15 protein-coding genes are annotated in these 18,415 nt (G+C 64.2%); 7 read left to right on the top strand and 8 right to left on the bottom strand.

Translation table 11 applies throughout. The features are described from left to right. Window positions 1-3: 3 nt before the first annotated feature. Complete coding sequence (aspS, locus tag GBG68_RS08535) at window positions 4-1,779, bottom strand: aspartate--tRNA ligase (RefSeq protein WP_152146524.1); 1,776 nt, start codon at window positions 1,777-1,779, stop codon at window positions 4-6. A gap of 231 nt (window positions 1,780-2,010) precedes the next feature. Continuing rightward, complete coding sequence (locus tag GBG68_RS08530; protein WP_152146523.1) at window positions 2,011-2,268, bottom strand: FmdB family zinc ribbon protein; 258 nt, start codon at window positions 2,266-2,268, stop codon at window positions 2,011-2,013. A 94-nt stretch (window positions 2,269-2,362) separates the two neighbouring features. Here GBG68_RS08530 and GBG68_RS08525 point away from each other — a divergent pair, with 94 nt between their 5' ends. Beyond that, entirely contained in the window at window positions 2,363-3,205 is an 843-nt protein-coding gene (locus tag GBG68_RS08525) for an SDR family NAD(P)-dependent oxidoreductase (RefSeq protein ID WP_226801750.1), read from the top strand. A gap of 37 nt (window positions 3,206-3,242) precedes the next feature. Here GBG68_RS08525 and clpB read toward each other — a convergent pair whose 3' ends face one another. The 3 genes from clpB to rluD form a co-directional block, all read right to left on the bottom strand. Further along, a complete protein-coding gene (gene clpB, locus GBG68_RS08520; RefSeq protein WP_152146521.1) occupies window positions 3,243-5,834 on the bottom strand; it encodes an ATP-dependent chaperone ClpB in 2,592 nt (863 codons plus the stop codon). Between the two features lie 287 nt (window positions 5,835-6,121). After that, window positions 6,122-6,862, bottom strand: a complete 741-nt coding sequence (pgeF, locus tag GBG68_RS08515; RefSeq protein WP_152146520.1) for a peptidoglycan editing factor PgeF — start codon at window positions 6,860-6,862, stop codon at window positions 6,122-6,124. Continuing rightward, window positions 6,849-7,808 carry a 23S rRNA pseudouridine(1911/1915/1917) synthase RluD gene (rluD, locus tag GBG68_RS08510; protein WP_152146519.1) on the bottom strand — a complete coding sequence of 320 codons (960 nt, stop codon included), beginning with the start codon at window positions 7,806-7,808 and terminating at the stop codon, window positions 6,849-6,851. The genes pgeF and rluD overlap by 14 nt, the downstream gene beginning before the upstream one ends. 77 nt (window positions 7,809-7,885) lie before the next feature. Here rluD and GBG68_RS08505 point away from each other — a divergent pair, with 77 nt between their 5' ends. Next, the gene (locus tag GBG68_RS08505) at window positions 7,886-8,680 is read left to right on the top strand and encodes an outer membrane protein assembly factor BamD (RefSeq protein ID WP_152146518.1); all 795 of its coding nucleotides are present in this window, start codon (window positions 7,886-7,888) and stop codon (window positions 8,678-8,680) included. Between the two features lie 63 nt (window positions 8,681-8,743). Here GBG68_RS08505 and GBG68_RS08500 read toward each other — a convergent pair whose 3' ends face one another. The 3 genes from GBG68_RS08500 to sucC all read right to left on the bottom strand — a co-directional run bounded on the left by GBG68_RS08500 (window position 8,744) and on the right by sucC (window position 11,281). Beyond that, window positions 8,744-9,082, bottom strand: a complete 339-nt coding sequence (locus tag GBG68_RS08500; RefSeq protein WP_152146517.1) for a P-II family nitrogen regulator — start codon at window positions 9,080-9,082, stop codon at window positions 8,744-8,746. A 126-nt stretch (window positions 9,083-9,208) separates the two neighbouring features. After that, window positions 9,209-10,081 (bottom strand): succinate--CoA ligase subunit alpha, encoded by an 873-nt coding sequence (sucD, locus tag GBG68_RS08495; RefSeq protein WP_152146516.1) that lies wholly within the window; start codon window positions 10,079-10,081, stop codon window positions 9,209-9,211. Window positions 10,082-10,108: 27 nt separating this feature from the next. Next, window positions 10,109-11,281: an ADP-forming succinate--CoA ligase subunit beta gene (sucC, locus tag GBG68_RS08490; RefSeq protein ID WP_152146515.1), complete on the bottom strand. Its 1,173-nt coding sequence runs from the start codon at window positions 11,279-11,281 to the stop codon at window positions 10,109-10,111. Window positions 11,282-11,593: 312 nt separating this feature from the next. Here sucC and GBG68_RS08485 point away from each other — a divergent pair, with 312 nt between their 5' ends. From GBG68_RS08485 to GBG68_RS08465, 5 genes are all read left to right on the top strand, one after another. Continuing rightward, the gene (locus GBG68_RS08485; RefSeq protein ID WP_152146514.1) at window positions 11,594-13,183 is read left to right on the top strand and encodes a sensor histidine kinase; all 1,590 of its coding nucleotides are present in this window, start codon (window positions 11,594-11,596) and stop codon (window positions 13,181-13,183) included. After that, a complete protein-coding gene (locus GBG68_RS08480) occupies window positions 13,180-14,526 on the top strand; it encodes a sigma-54-dependent transcriptional regulator (protein ID WP_152146513.1) in 1,347 nt (448 codons plus the stop codon). Before GBG68_RS08485 ends, GBG68_RS08480 begins: the two co-directional genes overlap by 4 nt. Before the next feature lie 192 nt (window positions 14,527-14,718). Continuing rightward, the gene (locus GBG68_RS08475; protein ID WP_152146512.1) at window positions 14,719-15,171 is read left to right on the top strand and encodes a pilin; all 453 of its coding nucleotides are present in this window, start codon (window positions 14,719-14,721) and stop codon (window positions 15,169-15,171) included. Between the two features lie 89 nt (window positions 15,172-15,260). Next, on the top strand, window positions 15,261-17,219 hold the full coding sequence (locus GBG68_RS08470) for a tetratricopeptide repeat protein (RefSeq protein WP_152146511.1): 1,959 nt from the start codon (window positions 15,261-15,263) through the stop codon (window positions 17,217-17,219). Between the two features lie 86 nt (window positions 17,220-17,305). Then, window positions 17,306-18,232: a glycosyltransferase family 2 protein gene (locus GBG68_RS08465; protein ID WP_152146510.1), complete on the top strand. Its 927-nt coding sequence runs from the start codon at window positions 17,306-17,308 to the stop codon at window positions 18,230-18,232. Window positions 18,233-18,415: the final 183 nt, after the last annotated feature.

The following is an 18,415-nucleotide window of genomic DNA, read 5'->3' as shown; positions in this document are numbered from 1 at the left end:
TCCCTAGACGCCCGGGTGCTTGCGGATGCGCAGGTTGAGCTCCCGCAGCTGGGCCTCGGTTACCGGCGCCGGCGCCTCGGTCATGGGGTCGCTGGCGGTCTGGGTCTTGGGGAAGGCCATCACGTCGCGGATGGACCTGGAGCCGGTCATCAGCATCACCAGCCGGTCCATGCCGAAGGCGAGGCCGCCGTGGGGCGGCGCGCCGTACTCCAGGGCATCGAGCAGGAAACCGAACTTCTCACGGGCCTCTTCCTCGCCGATGCCCAGCAGCTGGAACACCGCCTGCTGCATGGCCGGCTGATGGATACGGATGGATCCGCCGCCCAGTTCGGTACCGTTCACCACCATATCGTAGGCCCGGGACAGGGCCTGCTCGGGGGCGGCCTTGAGCTGGTCCAGATCATTCACCTGGGGGGCGGTGAAGGGGTGATGCAGGGCGTACAGGCGCTGGTCCTTGTCGTCGTACTCGAACATGGGGAAGTCCACCACCCACAGCGGCGCCCACGCCCCTTCCACCAAACCCAGATCATGGCCCAGGCGCACCCGCAGCGCGGCCAGGGATTCGTTGACCACCTTGGCCTTGTCGGCGCCGAAGAAGATCAGGTCGCCGTCCTGGGCGCCGGTGCGCTCCAGTATGCCCTGCACGGCGTTGTCGGGCAGGAATTTGAGAATCGGGGACTGCAGGCCCTCGCGGCCTTCGGCAACGCTGTTGACCTTGATGTAGGCCAGGCCCCGGGCGCCGTAGCGACCGACGAAGGCGGTGTAGTCGTCGATCTGCTTGCGGGTAAGCTCCCCGCCCTTGGGCACCCGCAGCGCGGTGACCCGGCCCTTGGGGTCGGCGGCGGGGCCGGCGAAGACCTTGAACTCCACCTCGTCCATCAGATCCGCCACTTCCACCAGCTCCAGCGGAATGCGCAGATCCGGTCGGTCGATGCCAAAACGATGCAGCGCCTCGGCGTAGCTCATGCGCGGGAAGGGGTCGGGCAGCTCCACATCCAGCACGCTCTTGAACAGCTCGCGGATCATGTCCTCGGTGAGGCCCATGATCTGCTCCTCGTCCATGAACGAGGTCTCGATGTCCAGCTGGGTGAATTCCGGCTGACGGTCGGCGCGCAGGTCCTCGTCGCGGAAGCAGCGGGCCACCTGATAGTAGCGGTCGAAGCCGGACATCATCAGCAACTGCTTGAACAGCTGCGGCGACTGGGGCAGCGCGTAGAAGGAGCCGCCGTGCACCCGGCTGGGCACCAGGTAATCCCGCGCGCCCTCGGGGGTGGCCCGGGTCAGGGTCGGGGTCTCGATGTCCAGAAAGCCCTTGTCGTCCAGGAAGCGGCGCAGCTCCCGGGTCACCCGGGCGCGGGTCTGGATGCGGCGCTGCATCTCCGGACGGCGCAGGTCGATGTAGCGATAGCGCAAGCGCACGTCCTCGCCCACATCGTCGTCGTCCAGCTGGAAGGGCGGGGTCTTGGCGCGGTTCAGGATCTCCAGCTCCTCGCCGAAGATCTCCACCTGCCCGGTGGCCAGTTCCGTGTTCACCGTGCCCTCCGGGCGGCGGCGCACCCGGCCTTTCACCCGCAGCACGAACTCGTTGCGCACCCGGTCGGCTTCCTCGAAGGCCGCGCCCACGTCCGGGTCGAACACCACCTGCACCAGCCCGCTGCGATCCCGCAGATCGACGAAGATGATCCCGCCGTGGTCCCGGCGGCGATGCACCCAGCCGCTGACTTCAACCTGCTGATCCAGCAGTTGTTCGGTGACCTGGGCACAATAATGGCTGCGCATGATGGCTCGCTCTGGTTTGTATTCGGGTGAAGGGTGGCGAGGAATGGTAAGAGCTGGTCGCGGGGGGTGCAAGCTCACGCCCCGCGGCCTGTGGGGTGATTGCACCGCGGAGGCGCGGAGGACGCAGAGTTGCCCAGAGTGTTTTTTGAAAGGGCAACAATCTCTGCGCGCCTCCGCGTCCTCCGCGCCTCTGCGTTCAAAACCCGTTTAGAAGGAACGGCCGCGGTTGATTCACGAGGCGGTTTCGGGCTTCTTGTCGGCCTTGGTGTCCGGCTTCGCCCCATCGCCGGCCAGGTTGCGCTTGTTGCCGGTCTTGAAGTCGGTTTCGTACCAGCCGCCACCCTTCAGACGGAAGGCGGCGGCGGAGACCTTCTTGTACAGGGCCGGCTTGCCGCAGGCCGGGCACTCCAGCAGCGGCGCCTCGCTAAGCGCCTGCAAGGCTTCCAGCTCGTGTTCGCAGTCATTGCACTGATACTCGTAGATGGGCATCGTTCTTACCTCATGCAAATCGGCGGTACCGACCCGCCTTGTTGGACGCCAGAATCGGCGTAGTTTAGCCACTTCGCGGTGGAAAGGGGCACTGTTGAGCAACAAGCACATACTGGTCACCGGCTGCTCCAGCGGCATCGGCCTGGCCTGCGCCCGGATGCTCCGCGCGCGGGGCCACCGGGTCTACGTCACGGCCCGGCGCGAGGCGGACCTGCAGCGCCTGCGAGAGGCGGGCTACACCGCGTTGCACCTGGAGCTTGCCAGCAGCGAATCCATCGCCGCCTGCACCGACGCATTGCTCGCCCGCAGCGGCGGGCGGCTGGATGCGCTGGTGAACAACGCGGCCTACGGCCAGCCCGGGGCGGTGGAGGATCTCTCCCGCGCCGCCCTGCGCGAGCAGTTCGAAGCCAATCTGTTCGGCACCCAGGAACTCACCAACCGGCTCATCCCCGTGATGCGCCGTGCGGGCAGCGGGCGCATTGTCTACATCAGCTCCGTGCTGGGGCTGGCCGCCCTGCCCTATCGCGGCGCCTACGTGGCGAGCAAGTTCGCCCTCGAGGGGCTGGCCGATACCCTGCGCCTGGAACTGCGGGGCAGCGGTATCGCGGTGGCGCTGGTGGAACCCGGCCCCATCGAGAGCCGCTTTCGGGATAACGCCTACGCTGCCTTTCAGCGCCATATAGACCCCGAGCACAGCGCCCATGCGGAAACCTACCGGGCGGTGGAGCGGCGTCTGCGCGCCGAGGGCGGCGGGGCCTTCACCCTGCCCGCCTCCGCCGTGGCCGGGAAGGTATGCCATGCGGTGGAGCACCCGCGACCGAAGGCCCGGTATTACGTGACCTTCCCCACCCGACTGTTCGGCACCCTGCGTCGACTGCTCTCCACCCGGGCGCTGGACTGGGTGTTGCTGAAGGCGACAGAGGGAGAGCGGCGCTAAGACCCGCCGGCTCTACCCTCGGCCGTAGGAGCGGGCCTTATGCGGCCCTGCGCGCGCCCTTCTCGAACACGAACTCGCCGTCTTTTACATCCACCCGAATCTGGTCGCCGTCACCGTAGGCCCCCCGCAGGATCTCCTGCGCCAGGCGGTTCTCCACCTGGTGCTGGATGACCCGCTTCAACGGGCGGGCACCGTAGACCGGGTCGAAACCGGCCTCGCCGAGCTTGTCGAGCGCGGCCTCGCTGAGCGCCAGGCCCATGTCCCGCTCGGCAAGACGCTGGTCCAGGTAATGGAGCTGAATCTCGGTGATGCGGCGGATCTGCTCGCGACCCAGCGGGTGGAAGACCACCACCTCGTCGATGCGGTTGATGAACTCGGGGCGGAAATGCGCGCCGACCAGCTCCATCACCGAATCCTTCATCTGCGCGTACTGACCCTCGCCGGTTTGCTCCTGGATGATCTGGGAGCCGAGGTTGGAGGTCATCACCACCACGGTGTTGCGAAAATCCACCGTGCGGCCGTGGCTGTCGGTAAGGCGCCCGTCATCGAGCACCTGCAGCAGGATGTTGAACACATCCGGATGCGCCTTCTCCACCTCGTCGAGCAGGATCACCGAATAGGGCTTGCGGCGCACGGCTTCGGTGAGATAACCGCCCTGCTCGAAGCCCACGTAACCCGGAGGCGCGCCGATCAGCCGCGCCACCGCGTGCTTTTCCATGAACTCCGACATGTCGACGCGGATCATGGCCTCTTCGGTGTCGAAGAGGAAAGAGGCCAGCGCCTTGCACAGCTCCGTCTTGCCCACGCCGGTGGGCCCCAGGAACAGGAAGGAGCCGTTGGGACGGTTCGGGTCGGAGAGCCCGGCGCGGGAGCGGCGGATGGCGTTGGACACCGCCGAGACCGCCTCGCGCTGACCGATGACCCGCTTCTGCAGCTCCTCTTCCATGCGCAGCAGCTTGTCCCGCTCGCCTTCCAGCATCTTGGACACGGGGATGCCGGTCCACTTGGAGACCACCTCGGCGATCTCCTCCTCGGCCACCTTGTTGCGCAGCAGGGTCATCTCGTGCATTTCCGCCTGGGCGGCCATGTCCAGCTGTCGCTCCAGATCGGGGATGCGGCCGTACTGCAGCTCGGACATGCGCTGCAGATCACCCGCGCGGCGGGCGGTTTCCAACTCCTGACGGGCGCGCTCCAGCGCCTCCTTGATGTTGGAGGTGCCCTCCACCGCCGCCTTCTCGGAGCTCCAGATCTCTTCCAGGTCGCGGAACTTGCTCTCGAGCTCGGAAATTTCCTCTTCCAGCGCCTCCAGGCGCTTCTTCGAGGCCTCGTCGGATTCCTTGGCCAGCGCCTCGCGCTCGATCTTGAGCTGAATCAGGCGCCGCTCCAGGCGATCCATTTCCTCGGGCTTGGAGTCGATCTCGATGCGGATCCGGCTGGCGGCCTCGTCAATCAGGTCGATGGCCTTGTCCGGCAGCTGCCGGTCGGTGATGTAGCGGTGGGAGAGCGTCGCCGCGGCGACAATGGCCGGGTCGGTGATCTCCACCCCGTGGTGCACTTCGTAGCGCTCCTTGAGGCCGCGCAGAATCGCCACCGTATCCTCTACGCTGGGCTCGTCCACCTGCACCTTCTGGAAGCGCCGCTCCAGGGCGGCGTCCTTCTCGATGTACTGGCGGTACTCGTCCAGGGTGGTGGCGCCGATGCAGTGCAGTTCGCCGCGGGCGAGCGCGGGCTTCAACATATTGCCCGCGTCCATGGAGCCTTCCGCCTTCCCGGCACCAACGATGGTATGGATCTCGTCGATGAACAGGATCACCTGGCCTTCCTGCTTGGCAAGATCATTGAGTACGCCTTTCAGGCGCTCCTCGAACTCACCGCGGAATTTGGCGCCGGCAATCAGCGCGCCCATGTCCAGGCTCAGCAGGCGCCGGTTCTTCAGCGCCTCGGGCACCTCGCCGTTGACGATGCGGCTGGCCAGCCCTTCGGCAATGGCGGTCTTGCCCACGCCGGGCTCGCCGATCAGCACCGGGTTGTTCTTGGTGCGCCGCTGCAGCACCTGCACGGTGCGGCGGATCTCGTCGTCGCGGCCGATCACCGGGTCCAGCTTGCCCTGCTCGGCCCGCTCGGTGAGGTCGATGGTGTATTTCTCCAGCGCCTGGCGCTGCTCCTCGGCGTTGGGGTCGTCGACGCGCTGGCCGCCGCGCATGTCCTCCACGGCCTGTTCCAGGGCCGCCTTGTCGGCGCCGGCCTTGCGCAGCAGCTCGCCGGTCTCGCCCGCGCCTTCCAGGCAGGCGAGCACGAACAGCTCGCTGGAGACGTACTGGTCCTTGCGCTTCTGGGCGAGCTTGTCGGTGAGGTTGAGCAGCTTGCCCAGGTCGTTGGACAGGTGCACGTCACCGCCGGCACCGGAGACGGTGGGCAGGCCCTCCAGGCGATTGCCCAGCTGGGAGCGCAGGTAGTTGACGTTGACGCCGGCCTGATTCAACAAGTGGCGCACGCTGCCACCCTCCTGATCGAGCATGGCGGTGAGCAAATGGGCCGGCTCGATCATCTGGTGATCCCGGCCCACGGCCAGGCTCTGGGCGTCGGCCAGAGCCATCTGGAACTTGGTGGTGAGTCTGTCCATGCGCATGGTTGAAACGTCCTCGCAACGGGTCCGTATACGCTCAACTGGGGCACGCCGGGCGAACTTGCAAACGCCGCGACCGCGATCAGTCATTGCCTAACAGTTTAGCAAAATTAGCACTCTGTCAATAAGAGTGCTAACGCCAGGAGAAGTTCAGAGAGGGAGGGAGGAGCGAGGAGGGAATTCGCGGCCAAGACCGCTCCCACCGGGGGAAGGGAGAGTGCGAGCGCCAAGAAATGGGGAAGCAAGACACATCAGTGGTGCCGGGGGATCGGCCTTGGCCGCGAACCCGCTCAGCCGGCCTCAAGCCATATCAAACTGCCAAAGCGCCCGGTGACCCCTTCACCCCGGTAGGAATAGAACCGCGGGTCATCAAAGGTACAAAGGCCACCCCCGTATACGGCCCGCACCCCCACTGCCGCCAGGCGCAGCCGCGCCAGCCCGTACAGATCCGCCAGCCAGCGCCCCTGCTCGGACGGTCGGAAACAGCGATCGGCCTGGGCTTGGCCCACCAGGAACGCATCGCGCACCTCGCCGCCCACCTCGAAACGCGGCTGGGCGATGGCCGGGCCCAGCCAGGCGAGCAACTCCTCGCCCGGTACACCCAAGGTGCGCACCGCGGCCTCCAGCACCCCGTTCGCCAACCCCCGCCAGCCGGCGTGGGCCGCGGCCACCCGGGTGCCGGCTCGGTCACAAAGCAGTACCGGCAGGCAGTCAGCGGTGAGTACGGCGCAAACCACGCCCGCGCGATCGGTCCAGGCACCATCAGCCGCCTCGTCGGGCGCGGCGTCATGGGCCGCGGCCACCCGCACGCCGTGGACCTGGGAAAGCCACCGGGGCGGTGCCGGCAGATCGAGCGCCTGGGCCAGCCGGCGACGGTTCTCGGCCACCGCCCGGGGTTCATCCCCCACATGGGCGCCCAGGTTCAGGCTGTCGTAGGGCGCATGGCTCACGCCGCCAACCCGGGTGCTCACCGCCGCCCGCACCCCCGCCGGTGCGGGCCAGTCGGGCAACAGCGGCTCAGGGCTGCTCATCGAGCTCCCCCCGCAGTGCGGCCAGCAGATGTTGCATATCCTCGGCCAAGGGCACTTCCCAGCTCATGGGCTCGCCGTCAAGCGGATGCTCCAACCCCAGGGACCAAGCGTGCAGCGCCTGACGCCCGAAGCACTGGATTGCCCGGCGCTGCGCCTCGGAAGCGCCCCGCGGCAACATGGGCCGCCCGCCATAGACCGGGTCACCGAGCAGCGGATGGCGCAAATGCGCCATGTGCACCCGGATCTGATGAGTGCGCCCGGTCTCCAGGCGACACTCCACCAGGGTATGAGCGGCGAAACGCTCGCGCACCCGGTAATGGGTGATGGCCTCCCGGCCGCCCCCCACCACCGCCATGCGCTTGCGATCCCGCGGATGACGCCCCAGCGGGGCGTCCACCGTGCCGCCGGCCACCAGTGTGCCGTTGAGCAGCGCCAGATAGCGCCGGCTCACGGTGCGTGCCTGCAATTGCTCCACCAGCCGCTTGTGAGCGGTGAGGGTGCGCGCCACCACCATCAAGCCACTGGTGTCCTTGTCCAGCCGATGGACGATGCCGCAGCGGGGCACGGCGGCAAGCTCCGAATCATGATGCAGCAAGGCGTTCTGCAGGGTACCCGATGGATTGCCCGCCCCCGGGTGCACCACCAGCCCCGCCGGCTTGTGGACCACCAACAGGGCCTCGTCCTGGTGGACCACATCCAGGGGGATAGCCTCCGCCTCCACCCGGGTCTCGGATTCCAGCTCCGCGCGCAGCCGCACCTGCTCGCCCCCCAGCACCTTGTCCCTGGGCTTTAGCTGGCGGCCGTCCACGCTCACCCGCCCCTCCTTCAGCCACTGCTGCAGGCGGCTGCGGGAGAAATCGGGGATGAGCTCGGCGAGCACCTGGTCGATGCGTCGGCCCACCGCCTCGAAGGGTATCTGCACGGCGCGCTCCACGGGCTCAGCCATGGGCGGCACGCCGCTGGTGGGAGAAGGCGGCTTTCCCTACAATGGAGCGCTTGTGGGCCCGGCGTGAAATCGAGGACATGAAGTCAATCAAACCTTTGCTGCTGTTACTGGTGCTGCTGCCTCTGGGAGGCTGCTCCATGCTGGGCGGCGGCCCCAAGAACTATTCCGGGGATCCGCTGAACCCCACCGTGGATGAAACCGCCGATATGTCGGTGGAGGAACTTTACCAGAGCGCGCAGCGGTTGATGCGCAGCGGAGATTACGCCACCGCGGTGGACAGGCTGGAACGCCTGCAGGCCAACTTCCCCTTCAGCACCTACGCCAAACAGGCTCAGCTGGACACCCTCTACGCCTACTACCAGCTGGAAGAATCGGCAGCGGTGATGGCGGCGGCGGACCGCTACCTGCGCGCCAACCCACGCTCGCCGCAGGCGGCCTACGTTCATTATATGCGTGCGATGGCGAACCTGAACCGCGGGCGCGACCTGCTCTCGCGCGTGTTCGGCATTGACCGCAGCTACCGTGACCCGGAACCCCTGCGCCAGGCCTTCTACGATTTCCAGGAACTGGTGGAGCGCTACCCGGATAGCGAGTACGCCGAAGACGGACGCAAGCGCATGCTGGAGATCCGGGAAGATCTGGCGCGGCACGAGCTGCACGTGGCGCGGCATTACTTCGAGAACCAAGCCTATATCGCCGCGGCCAAGCGGGCACAGGGGATCATGGAAGACTACGCCAGCAGCTCTGCCACCTACGAAGCGCTGGGAATTCTGGCGCGCGCCTACGCGGCGCTGGAGCTGGAAGAGCTGCGGGAAGACGTGCTACGGATCATTCGGCTGAATTACCCGCAGCACCCGGCGCTGGAAGGCTGACAGCCCCATGGGCCCGGCAGGGACGGCTCGTGGCCGCCCCTGCGGAGGGCGTTTGCATCGCGCTTAAATCGCGCTTTCGTTTTCTTCACCGGTGCGGATGCGGATCACGCGCTCCACGGTGGTGACGAAGATCTTGCCGTCACCGATCTTGCCGGTATGGGCGGCCTGGGTGATCACTTCCACGCAGCGATCCACCTGCTCATCACCCACCACCACTTCCAGGCGCATCTTGGGCAGGAAATCCACCACGTACTCAGCGCCGCGGTAGAGCTCGGTGTGGCCCTTCTGCCGGCCGAAGCCCTTCACTTCCGTCACCGTCATGCCGGTGATGCCGATCTCCGACAGCGCTTCGCGCACATCGTCCAGCTTGAACGGTTTGATGATCGCTTCGACCTTCTTCATGAAACCTTCCTTTCCAGTAAATGTGGCTTGGCCAAGTCCAGCAACGATAACAACAAAAAGGCGGCCTGGGTAAGGCCGCCTTTCGGTGGGGGCAAAGGCATCGCGGCCAGGAGCCGCGATACTCCCTTAGCCTTTAAAGAACTCGTTCATCCGCGCGCCGATCTCGGCCGGGGAGCGCACGATGGCGACACCGGCCGCTTCCAGCGCGGCGAACTTGTCCTTGGCGGTACCCTTGCCGCCGCTGATGATAGCGCCGGCATGGCCCATGCGCTTGCCCGGCGGGGCGGTAACACCGGCGATGTAACCCACCACCGGCTTGCGCACATTGCTCTTGATGAACTCGGCGGCTTCCTCTTCGGCGGTACCGCCGATCTCACCCACCATGACGATGCCCTTGGTCTTGGGGTCCGCCTCGAACTCCGCCAGGCAGTCGATGAAGTTCATGCCGTGGATCGGGTCACCGCCGATGCCGACACAGGTGCTCTGGCCCAGGCCCGCGTCGGAGGTCTGCTTGACCGCCTCGTAGGTGAGGGTGCCGGAACGGGAGACGATGCCGATCTTGCCCGCCTGGTGGATGTGCCCCGGCATGATGCCGATCTTGCACTCACCGGGAGTAATGATGCCCGGGCAGTTCGGCCCGATCAGGCGCACATCGCTGTGCTCCAGGGCGGCCTTCACCTTGAGCATGTCCATCACCGGGATGCCCTCGGTGATGCAGGCGATGACCTTGACGCCGGCCTCGGCCGCTTCCAGGATCGCGTCGGCGGCGAAGGCGGCCGGCACGTAGATCATGGAGGCGTCGGCGCCGGTGTCAGCGACGGCGTCACGCACGGTGTTGAACACCGGACGGTCCAGATGGGTCTGGCCGCCGCGGCCCGGGGTCACGCCCCCGACCACCTGGGTGCCGTAGGCGATGCACTGTTCAGCGTGGAAGGTGCCCTGGGCGCCGGTGAAGCCCTGAACAATGACCTTCGTGTTCTTGTCGACAAGAATACTCATGATTTCGCGTCCTCGGAATTCGGTGGTTCAGGCCTGGGCAACCGCGTCCACGACCTTCTTGGCCGCGTCGGTCAGGTCGTCGGCGGGGATGATGGCCATGCCGCTATCGCGCAGCAGCGCCTTGCCCTGCTCGACATTGGTGCCCTCCAGGCGCACCACCACCGGCACTTCGACACCCACCTCTTTCACGGCGGCCATGATGCCCTCGGCGATCATGTCGCAGCGAACGATGCCGCCGAAGATATTGACCAGAATGCCCTGCACCCGGTCGCTGGAGAGAATGAGCTTGAACGCCTCGGTGACGCGCTCCTTGTTGGCGCCGCCGCCCACGTCCAGGAAGTTGGCCGGGTCGCCGCCCTGCAGCTTGATCACGTCCATGGTGGCCATGGCCAGACCCGCGCCGTTGACCATGCAGCCGATGTTGCCGTCCAGGGTGATGTAGTTCAGGCCGTATTCCTGAGCCTCCACCTCGGTGGGGTCTTCCTGGCTGGTATCGCGCATGTCGGCGATCTCGGCCTGGCGGCCCACTTCCAGCGCGTTGTCATCGACGTTGACCTTGGCGTCCAGCGCCAGCAGCTGGCCTTCGCCGGTGACGATCAAGGGGTTGATCTCCACCAGGGACAGGTCCCGCTCCTCGAACATCTTGTAAAGACCTTGCATGATCTTCACCAGCTGACCGACCTGCTTGCCTTCCAGCCCCAGGGCGAAGGCCAGCTGACGGCCTTGGTAGGGCTGCAGGCCGGCGGCCGGGTTCACCTCGATGGTATGGATCTTCTCCGGTTCGTTCTCGGCGACTTCCTCGATATCCATGCCGCCCTCGGAGGAAGCCATGAACACCACCCGGCGGGTAGCGCGATCCACCAGCGCGCCCAGATACAGTTCGCGCTCGATGCTCAGGCCCTGTTCGACCATCACGGAATTGATGGGCAAGCCCTTGTCGTCTGTCTGGTCAGTGACCAGGTTGGTGCCGAGAATGGAATCGGCATATGCAACGAGTTCATCGTGGCTCTTGACCACCTTCACGCCACCGGCCTTGCCGCGACCACCCGCGTGCACCTGGGCCTTCACCACCCACAGATCGCCGCCCAGTTCCTGGGCCGCCTTCTTCGCCTCGTCGGACGAGCGAGCCACATAGCCCTGCGGGACGGAAATACCGTATTTGGCGAAAAGATGCTTCGCCTGGAACTCATGCAGGTTCATTTACCACCAACCTCCGGTGCAAAGTGAGCGCCGTATTCTCCACCATGCATGGCCGCAAATCAAAGACAAAGGGCCGTAGCCCGCTGCCGGGACACGGTCGGCAAGGCGGTCAAGGAACGCTTGGCCGGCGGCCTCTTTCGCGGGCACCTCCCCCCGGGGGGCGAATCCGCGGCTCTCTTGCACGCTGAGGCGTTTGTCATGACACTAGCGCCATGGCACGGCTAATCTTCATCGCCCTGATCGTCCTGCTGCTCATCGGCTTGTTCCGCTGGGCGCGTGCCGGGCGCAACAAGCAAGACAGCGAGTAAACCCATGGGCACGCGCACGGCGCCCGAGCCGCTGGGCAGCGGCGACACCTACAGCTGGCGCCCGCTACGCATTCTCTCGTATTACCGGCTCGCCATCGCGCTGGCCCTGCTGATCGTCATGCTGAGCACCCTGGGCACCGCCCACGGCATGGCCACGCACCCGTTGCTGTTCGGCGCGACCACTCTCATCTACCTGCTGCTCGGCATCATCGCGCTGCTACTCACCATCCGCCGCGCCCCCGCGGCGCAATTGCAGGTCCATGCCCAGATAGCCACCGACCTGGTGGCACTGGTGATACTGATCTATGCGACCGGCTCGGTGGGCAACGGCTTGGGGGTGCTGCTGGTGGTGGCCGTGGCCGGCGCCAGCCTGCTCATGCCCGCGCGCAGCGCCGCCTTCTATGCCTCGGTGGCGATCATCGCCCTGTTTCTGCTGCAGCTCTGGGCGCATCTGCGCCAAGGCGCGCCCGCGCTCGGGTACACCCAGGTGGCCACCCTGGGGGTGGCCATGCTGGTCACCGCCCTGGCCGGCAGCCTGCTCGCCCGCCAGGGCCGGGAGAACCAGGCCCTGGCCGACGCCCGCCGGGTGGACCTGCAGGAACTGCAGAACCTCAACGGCCTGATCGTTCAGCAACTACAGGCCGGCGTGGTCGCCCTGGACGGGCAGCGGCGAATCCGCTTTCTGAACCAGGCCGCCGCCCAGCTGCTGGGGTGCCCGGTTGACACCACCGGCGTGGAACTGGAGTACGTTTCGGCCAGCCTCAACCATGCCCTGAACACCTGGCAGCGTGGACGCAAGCCCACGTCGCCGTTGGGCGCCAGGGGCCGGGAGCTGCACTGCGATTTCCGGCGCCTGGCCAACGGCTGGCTGATCTTCCTGGGAGACAGCAGCACACTCAAAGCCCAGGTGCAGCAGGCCAAGCTCGCCTCGCTCGGCCGGCTCACCGCCAGCATCGCCCACGAGATCCGCAACCCGCTCTCGGCCATACGCCACGCCGGCCAACTGCTGGAGGAAGCCGAGGACCTGAGCGACGCCGACCGGCGCCTCACCGAGATCATCCGCAAGCAAAGCGACCGCCTGAACCAGGTGGTGGACAGCGTATTGCAGCTCTCGCGTCGGCAGCGCCCGGAAGGTCAGACGCTGCGTCTGCAACTGTGGCTCGCCTGGTTCGCCACCGAGTTGCGCCGCAGCGAGCAGTTACAGATCAGCATCCACACCGAGCCCAAGGATCTGGAGATTCGCTTCGACCCCAACCACCTGCAGCAGATTGTCGGCAACCTCGTCGGCAATGCCCGCAAGCACGGCGGTCTGGACGCCCAGACCCTGCGCATAGAACTCACCGGCCTGATCGACGAACACGGCTTGCCGGCGCTGGAGGTACACGACAACGGCCGCGGCATTCGCTCGGAAGACGCCGCCCAGCTGTTCGAACCGTTCTTTACGACAGCCGCCCAGGGCACCGGCCTGGGTCTGTACCTGTGCCGTGAGTTATGTGAACTCAATCACGCAACGCTCAGACACCTGCCCAGCGAGCGCGGCGCGCGCTTTAGAATCAGCTTCGGCACCGAAGAGCAACAAGGACAGATAGCATGAGTGACGCTGTAGCCCTGGTCGTGGACGACGAACCGGATATCCGCGAACTGGTTCAGCTCACCCTGCAACGCATGCAGATCCCCTCCGATGCCGCCGCCGACCTGGCCGAGGCGCGGGAGCGCCTGCGTGGTGGGCGCTACCAGCTGTGCCTCACCGACATGCGCCTGCCCGACGGCTGCGGCCTGGATCTGGTGCGGCACATGCAAAAGCAGCACCCCGAGATTCCCGTTGCGGTGATCACCGCCCACGGCAACATGGAAAGCGCCGTGGAGGCGCTGAAAGCCGGGGCCTTCGACTTCGTCGCCAAGCCCGTGGACCTGGCCGTGCTGCGCAAGCTGGTGGGCACGGCGCTCAAGCTCAACACCCAGCCCGTGCAGGATCGTCGCTCCCGGGACACCCTGCTGGGCGACTCCGCGCCCATGCGCCGCATCCGCTCGTTGATCCACAAGGTCTCGCGCAGCCAGGCGCCGGTCTACATCGGTGGCGAATCGGGCACCGGCAAGGAACTGGTCGCCCGGCTGATCCACGAAAAAGGACCGCGGCGGGAGAAGCCCTTCGTCCCGGTTAACTGCGGCGCGATTCCCGGCGAACTGATGGAGAGCGAATTCTTCGGTCACAGGAAGGGCAGCTTCACCGGTGCGACCACCGATAAGCCGGGGCTGTTCCAGGCGGCCGATGGCGGCACCCTGTTCCTGGACGAAGTGGCGGAGTTGCCGCTGGCCATGCAGGTGAAACTGCTGCGCGCCATCCAGGAGAAGGCCGTGCGCCCGGTGGGCGAGCAGCAGGAGGTGAGCGTGGACGTGCGCGTGCTCAGCGCCACCCACAAGGATCTGAGCGAGCTGGTCGACAGCGGCCAGTTCCGCCAGGACCTGTACTACCGAATCAATGTCATCCAGCTCCAGGTACCGCCCCTGCGCGAGCGCCGGGAGGATATCCCCATGCTGGTGGAGCACGTCCTCGGCCGTCTGGACGAGGGTGGCCGGCACGCACTCAGCGATGCCGCCCTGGCCGCCCTGCGGGGGCATGCCTTTCCCGGGAACGTGCGGGAGCTGGAGAACATCCTGGAACGCGCCCTTACCTTGGCCGAAGGTGTGGAGATCGCCGAAGAGGATTTATTGCTGCCGGAAACCACGAATGCTGCCATGGCGGAAGGCGATCACACCCCGCCCTTGCCGGAGCCCGACGACGAGTTCCAACTAGAGCACTATATAGAGCACATGGAGCGGGAACTGATCGTGAAAGCCCTGGAGAAGACCCGCTACAACAAGACCGCCGCCGCCGGCCTGCTGGGCATCAGCTTTCGGGCGCTGCGTTACCGACTGAAGAAACTGGGTATCGACTGACGTTTTGCGGCCATTGGAGCGCGGCAGGACTGACAAAAAAAGTCACATTGAGGCGCTCGCCACACTTTAGCCGCCCTGCAAGCCGCGACATATTGACAACCGAACGGTTGGCACACAATCTGCACCTTCCAAGACGAAGCCGGACAGCACAGCCGGCCTTAACATACCCAACCTGATCAGGGGGAAACACCAATGAAGAAAGTGCAACAGGGCTTTACGCTCATCGAGCTGATGATCGTGGTCGCCATCATCGGCATCCTGGCCGCCGTGGCGATCCCGGCTTATCAGGATTACACGATCCGGGCGAAAGTCAGCGAGGCCATTGGCATGGGCTCCGCTGCCAAGGTTACCATCTCTGAATATTATGTCTCCGAAGGCTCCATGCCGACCAACAACACCCTGGCTGGTGTCAACACCGCTGTGACGACTGCTGTCGTGGCCGACATTGACTACAACGACAGCAACTCGACCATCGGTGTGATCACCATCAACGTCAGCGCCGGCGAGTTGGGCGGTGACACCAGCGCTACCGCAAGAAGCTTCCAGCTGGTTGGTTCGGGTGCGAACGGCAAGGTGACCTGGAACTGCCGTCCTAACGCCACCAACGGCCTGCCGAGCAAATATCTCCCTGCCAACTGCCGGTAAGCTTGGCCTCCTGTCAAAACGGCCCCGACTCCTGCGAGTCCGGGGCCGTTTCCCGTTAACACCCTGAAAAGTCATCGAACCCACTTGCCATGCCGCCCATTAGCAGGCCCCTAAGCCATGAAATCAGGGTTGCCGTATCGCTTTACGCGGTAATCGCCATCGTCGTCTGGGTGTTTTGGCCCGGCCTCACCGGCGATTTTCTTTTCGATGATTTCCCGAACCTCGCCCCCATGGGCAAGCATGGCGGGATAACGAGCTGGGACAAGCTCTACGCTTTCGTGATGAGTGGCTCGGCGGGCTCCCTTGGCCGCCCCCTAAGCATGCTGAGCTTCGCGTTAAACGACCAATACTGGCCCGCCTCTCCGGAGCCTTTCAAATATACGAATCTGCTGATCCATGTCATCTGTACCATCCTGGTCTTCGCTCTGTGCCGCCTGATCACGCAAGCGTTGGGCAAGAGCACTCGGGCCGGCGACTGGATTGCGCTATTGGCCGCGGCAACCTGGGCTTTACATCCCCTCCAGGTATCTACAGTGTTCCTTGTCGTCCAACGGATGACGCAGCTATCCGCCCTTTTCACTCTTGGCGGATTGATTTTCTATACTGCCGGAAGATTAAGACTAAACAGCCACGCATACCGAGGGCTGCTCTTGATGTCTCTGGGTATCGGGCTTTTCGGATGCCTGGCGACCCTCAGCAAAGAGAACGGAATCTTGCTGCCCTTGTACGCGCTCGTGCTGGAAGCAACAGCATTTTCTCGCAATCGGCCCACGCATCGCCTCTGGCGTCTTTGGCGATGGGGGTTCCTTCTCGCTCCCCTGCTATTGTTAACGGCATACCTTGCATTCCGTGCGGATCACATACTGCACATTTACGAGTACAGGAGAGATTTCACTCTAGAGGAGCGTTTACTCAGCGCCCCACGCATACTTTTCACTTACCTTTATCACCTGCTCACGTTCCGCGTTGGGGGAACCGGCCTCTTTCATGACGATTTCTCCCATTCAACGTCCATCTTTGCGCCATGGACAACCTTGCCAGCCCTTATAGCGCTCTGCTCCTTGACCTGGGTCGCCATAGCGAAACGTCGCCGCTATCCCGTATTTGCCTTCGCTGTTCTTTGGTTCATTGCCGGGCATAGCCTCGAGGGAAGCGTCATCCCCTTGGAACTGTATTTCGAACACAGGAATTACCTGCCACTTATCGGCCCCGCGCTTGGGCTCGCCTGCTTTGCAACCTCCACTCCTCACCGTCACCAAGCGATCACAATAGGCACGCTATGTATAATCGTGGGCATCTCGGTGATTCTGACCCGCCAGAACGCATATATTTGGGGAGATACAAACCGTTTGGCAGAAGTCTGGGTAAAGGAGAACCCCCAGTCCGTCCGCGCGCGCCAACTAGCCGCGAACACGTCGATAAAGCGGGGCCACGTCAAAGAGGCACTTGACCACCTGGAGAAAGCACATATTGCCGCTCCTCGCTTTGGCGCCATCTCAGTCGGCCGCCTGCAACTACGCTGCCTAACGGGCGTCATCGAGCCAGAAGACATCACGCACACCACCAAGGTGCTGAGCTCTGCACACTACGACACCGCCACCAGCGCAAGCTTGGGCAAACTGCGCACTGCCGCACACCGCGAAACATGTGCACCGACTATCACTGCCAAGACAGTTCAGCGGCTCGCTCAGGCCGCCCTGAGCAATCCAAATTACTTGGGCGACCCCAAGATCGCTTTCAACTTGCACTACCTGAACGGAATGCTTTACCTAGATCAACGCGATCTAGCCGGCCTGGTTGAAAGCCTGGACGACGCATACAGTGCGTATCCGCTGATTGACGTACCCCTTCTCCAGGCATCAGCGCTCATTTCCGCAGGGCTATATAAGGACGCAGAGCGCTACCTGGATCTCGCAGAAACCACCCCGCCCCGGGCGGAGTATTCGCCCAAGCGACACGCCCAGCTCCAGTACATCACCAAGCTCCGCGAGAGAATCGCTGATCTTAGTTCGAGAAAGCAGCCAACAATTAATCATGACCATCGGTAACGCAATACATTCGCGATTTCCGCAACCGGCAGACACACCGGTTGGCCCTGCGCCTAGGCAACTGTGTATGTTCGGGAAGCGCCGTAATGACGGAGGGCAGAACCTTGTCTCCTAAACCTCGACTCTCCATTGTTTTGCCAGCAAAGAACGAAGCCGTGGGGCTTGGAAAGCTCCTTCCGAACCTTCAGGCCGTCCTGCCCGTTGACGCGGAAATAATCGTGGTCAATGACGGATCGGGCGACGAAACGGCGTCGATCGCCACAGAGCATGGTGCGAAGGTAATCACCCACCCTTACTCAATGGGGAATGGCGCAGCTATCAAATCCGGAGCCCGTGCGGCGGAAGGCGAAGTAATTGTCTTCATGGACGCTGACGGGCAACATGACCCAAGAGACATTGAACGATTGCTGACGAAGCTGGAGGACGACAACTTTGCAATGGTGGTCGGGGCGCGGCGGCCTAGCACGCAAGCTTCCGCAGGGCGGCGAATCGCAAACGCGTTCTACAATAGACTCGCTTCCGTCATGACCGGGTTCAAGATAGACGACCTGACGTCTGGCTTCCGTGCGGTTCGCGCTCGGCATTTCAGGAAGTTTCTCTACCTGCTGCCGAATGGCTTCTCGTACCCCACCACCAGCACCATGGCCTTCTTTAGAAGCGGCCTGCCTGTAGGCTATATACCGATTGATGCGAGCGCGCGCGAAGGGAAAAGCAAGATCCGGCTCTTACATGATGGCACCCGCTTTCTCATCATAATTCTCAAGGTAGGCGCGCTATTCTCCCCGATGAGGTTCTTCTTGCCAGTCAGTGGTGCATTGTTTTCGATTGGCATCCTTTATTACGGCTATACCTACCTGAACGAAGGCCGATTCACGAACATGGGCGCTCTGCTTTTTTTATCGGCGCTGTCAACGTTCCTGATCGGTCTCCTGTCCGAACAGGTGTCATCTCTTCACTACCGCGGCCTGGACGAAGACCACCGCCGGACGGCCAGAGACGAAGCCCCCGAATGAAGAACCCTAGAACAGCACGACGCCCAAGCGGGACATGAGGTCGCATACCCAATGCGCGTTTGCTACCTTCTCGCCTATAAAGATCCGGACTACATTCGAACCCGGAACCTCGTCCAGGCCCTGCAGTCGATGGATGGGGTCGAGTTGTGTATCGCAAAAAGCCGAAGCTCGGGACCGACGAGA

Source organism: Alkalilimnicola sp. S0819 (assembly GCF_009295635.1).
Lineage (GTDB): Bacteria > Pseudomonadota > Gammaproteobacteria > Nitrococcales > WHIW01 > S0819.
This window is presented reverse-complemented; position numbering and strand designations above follow the sequence as displayed.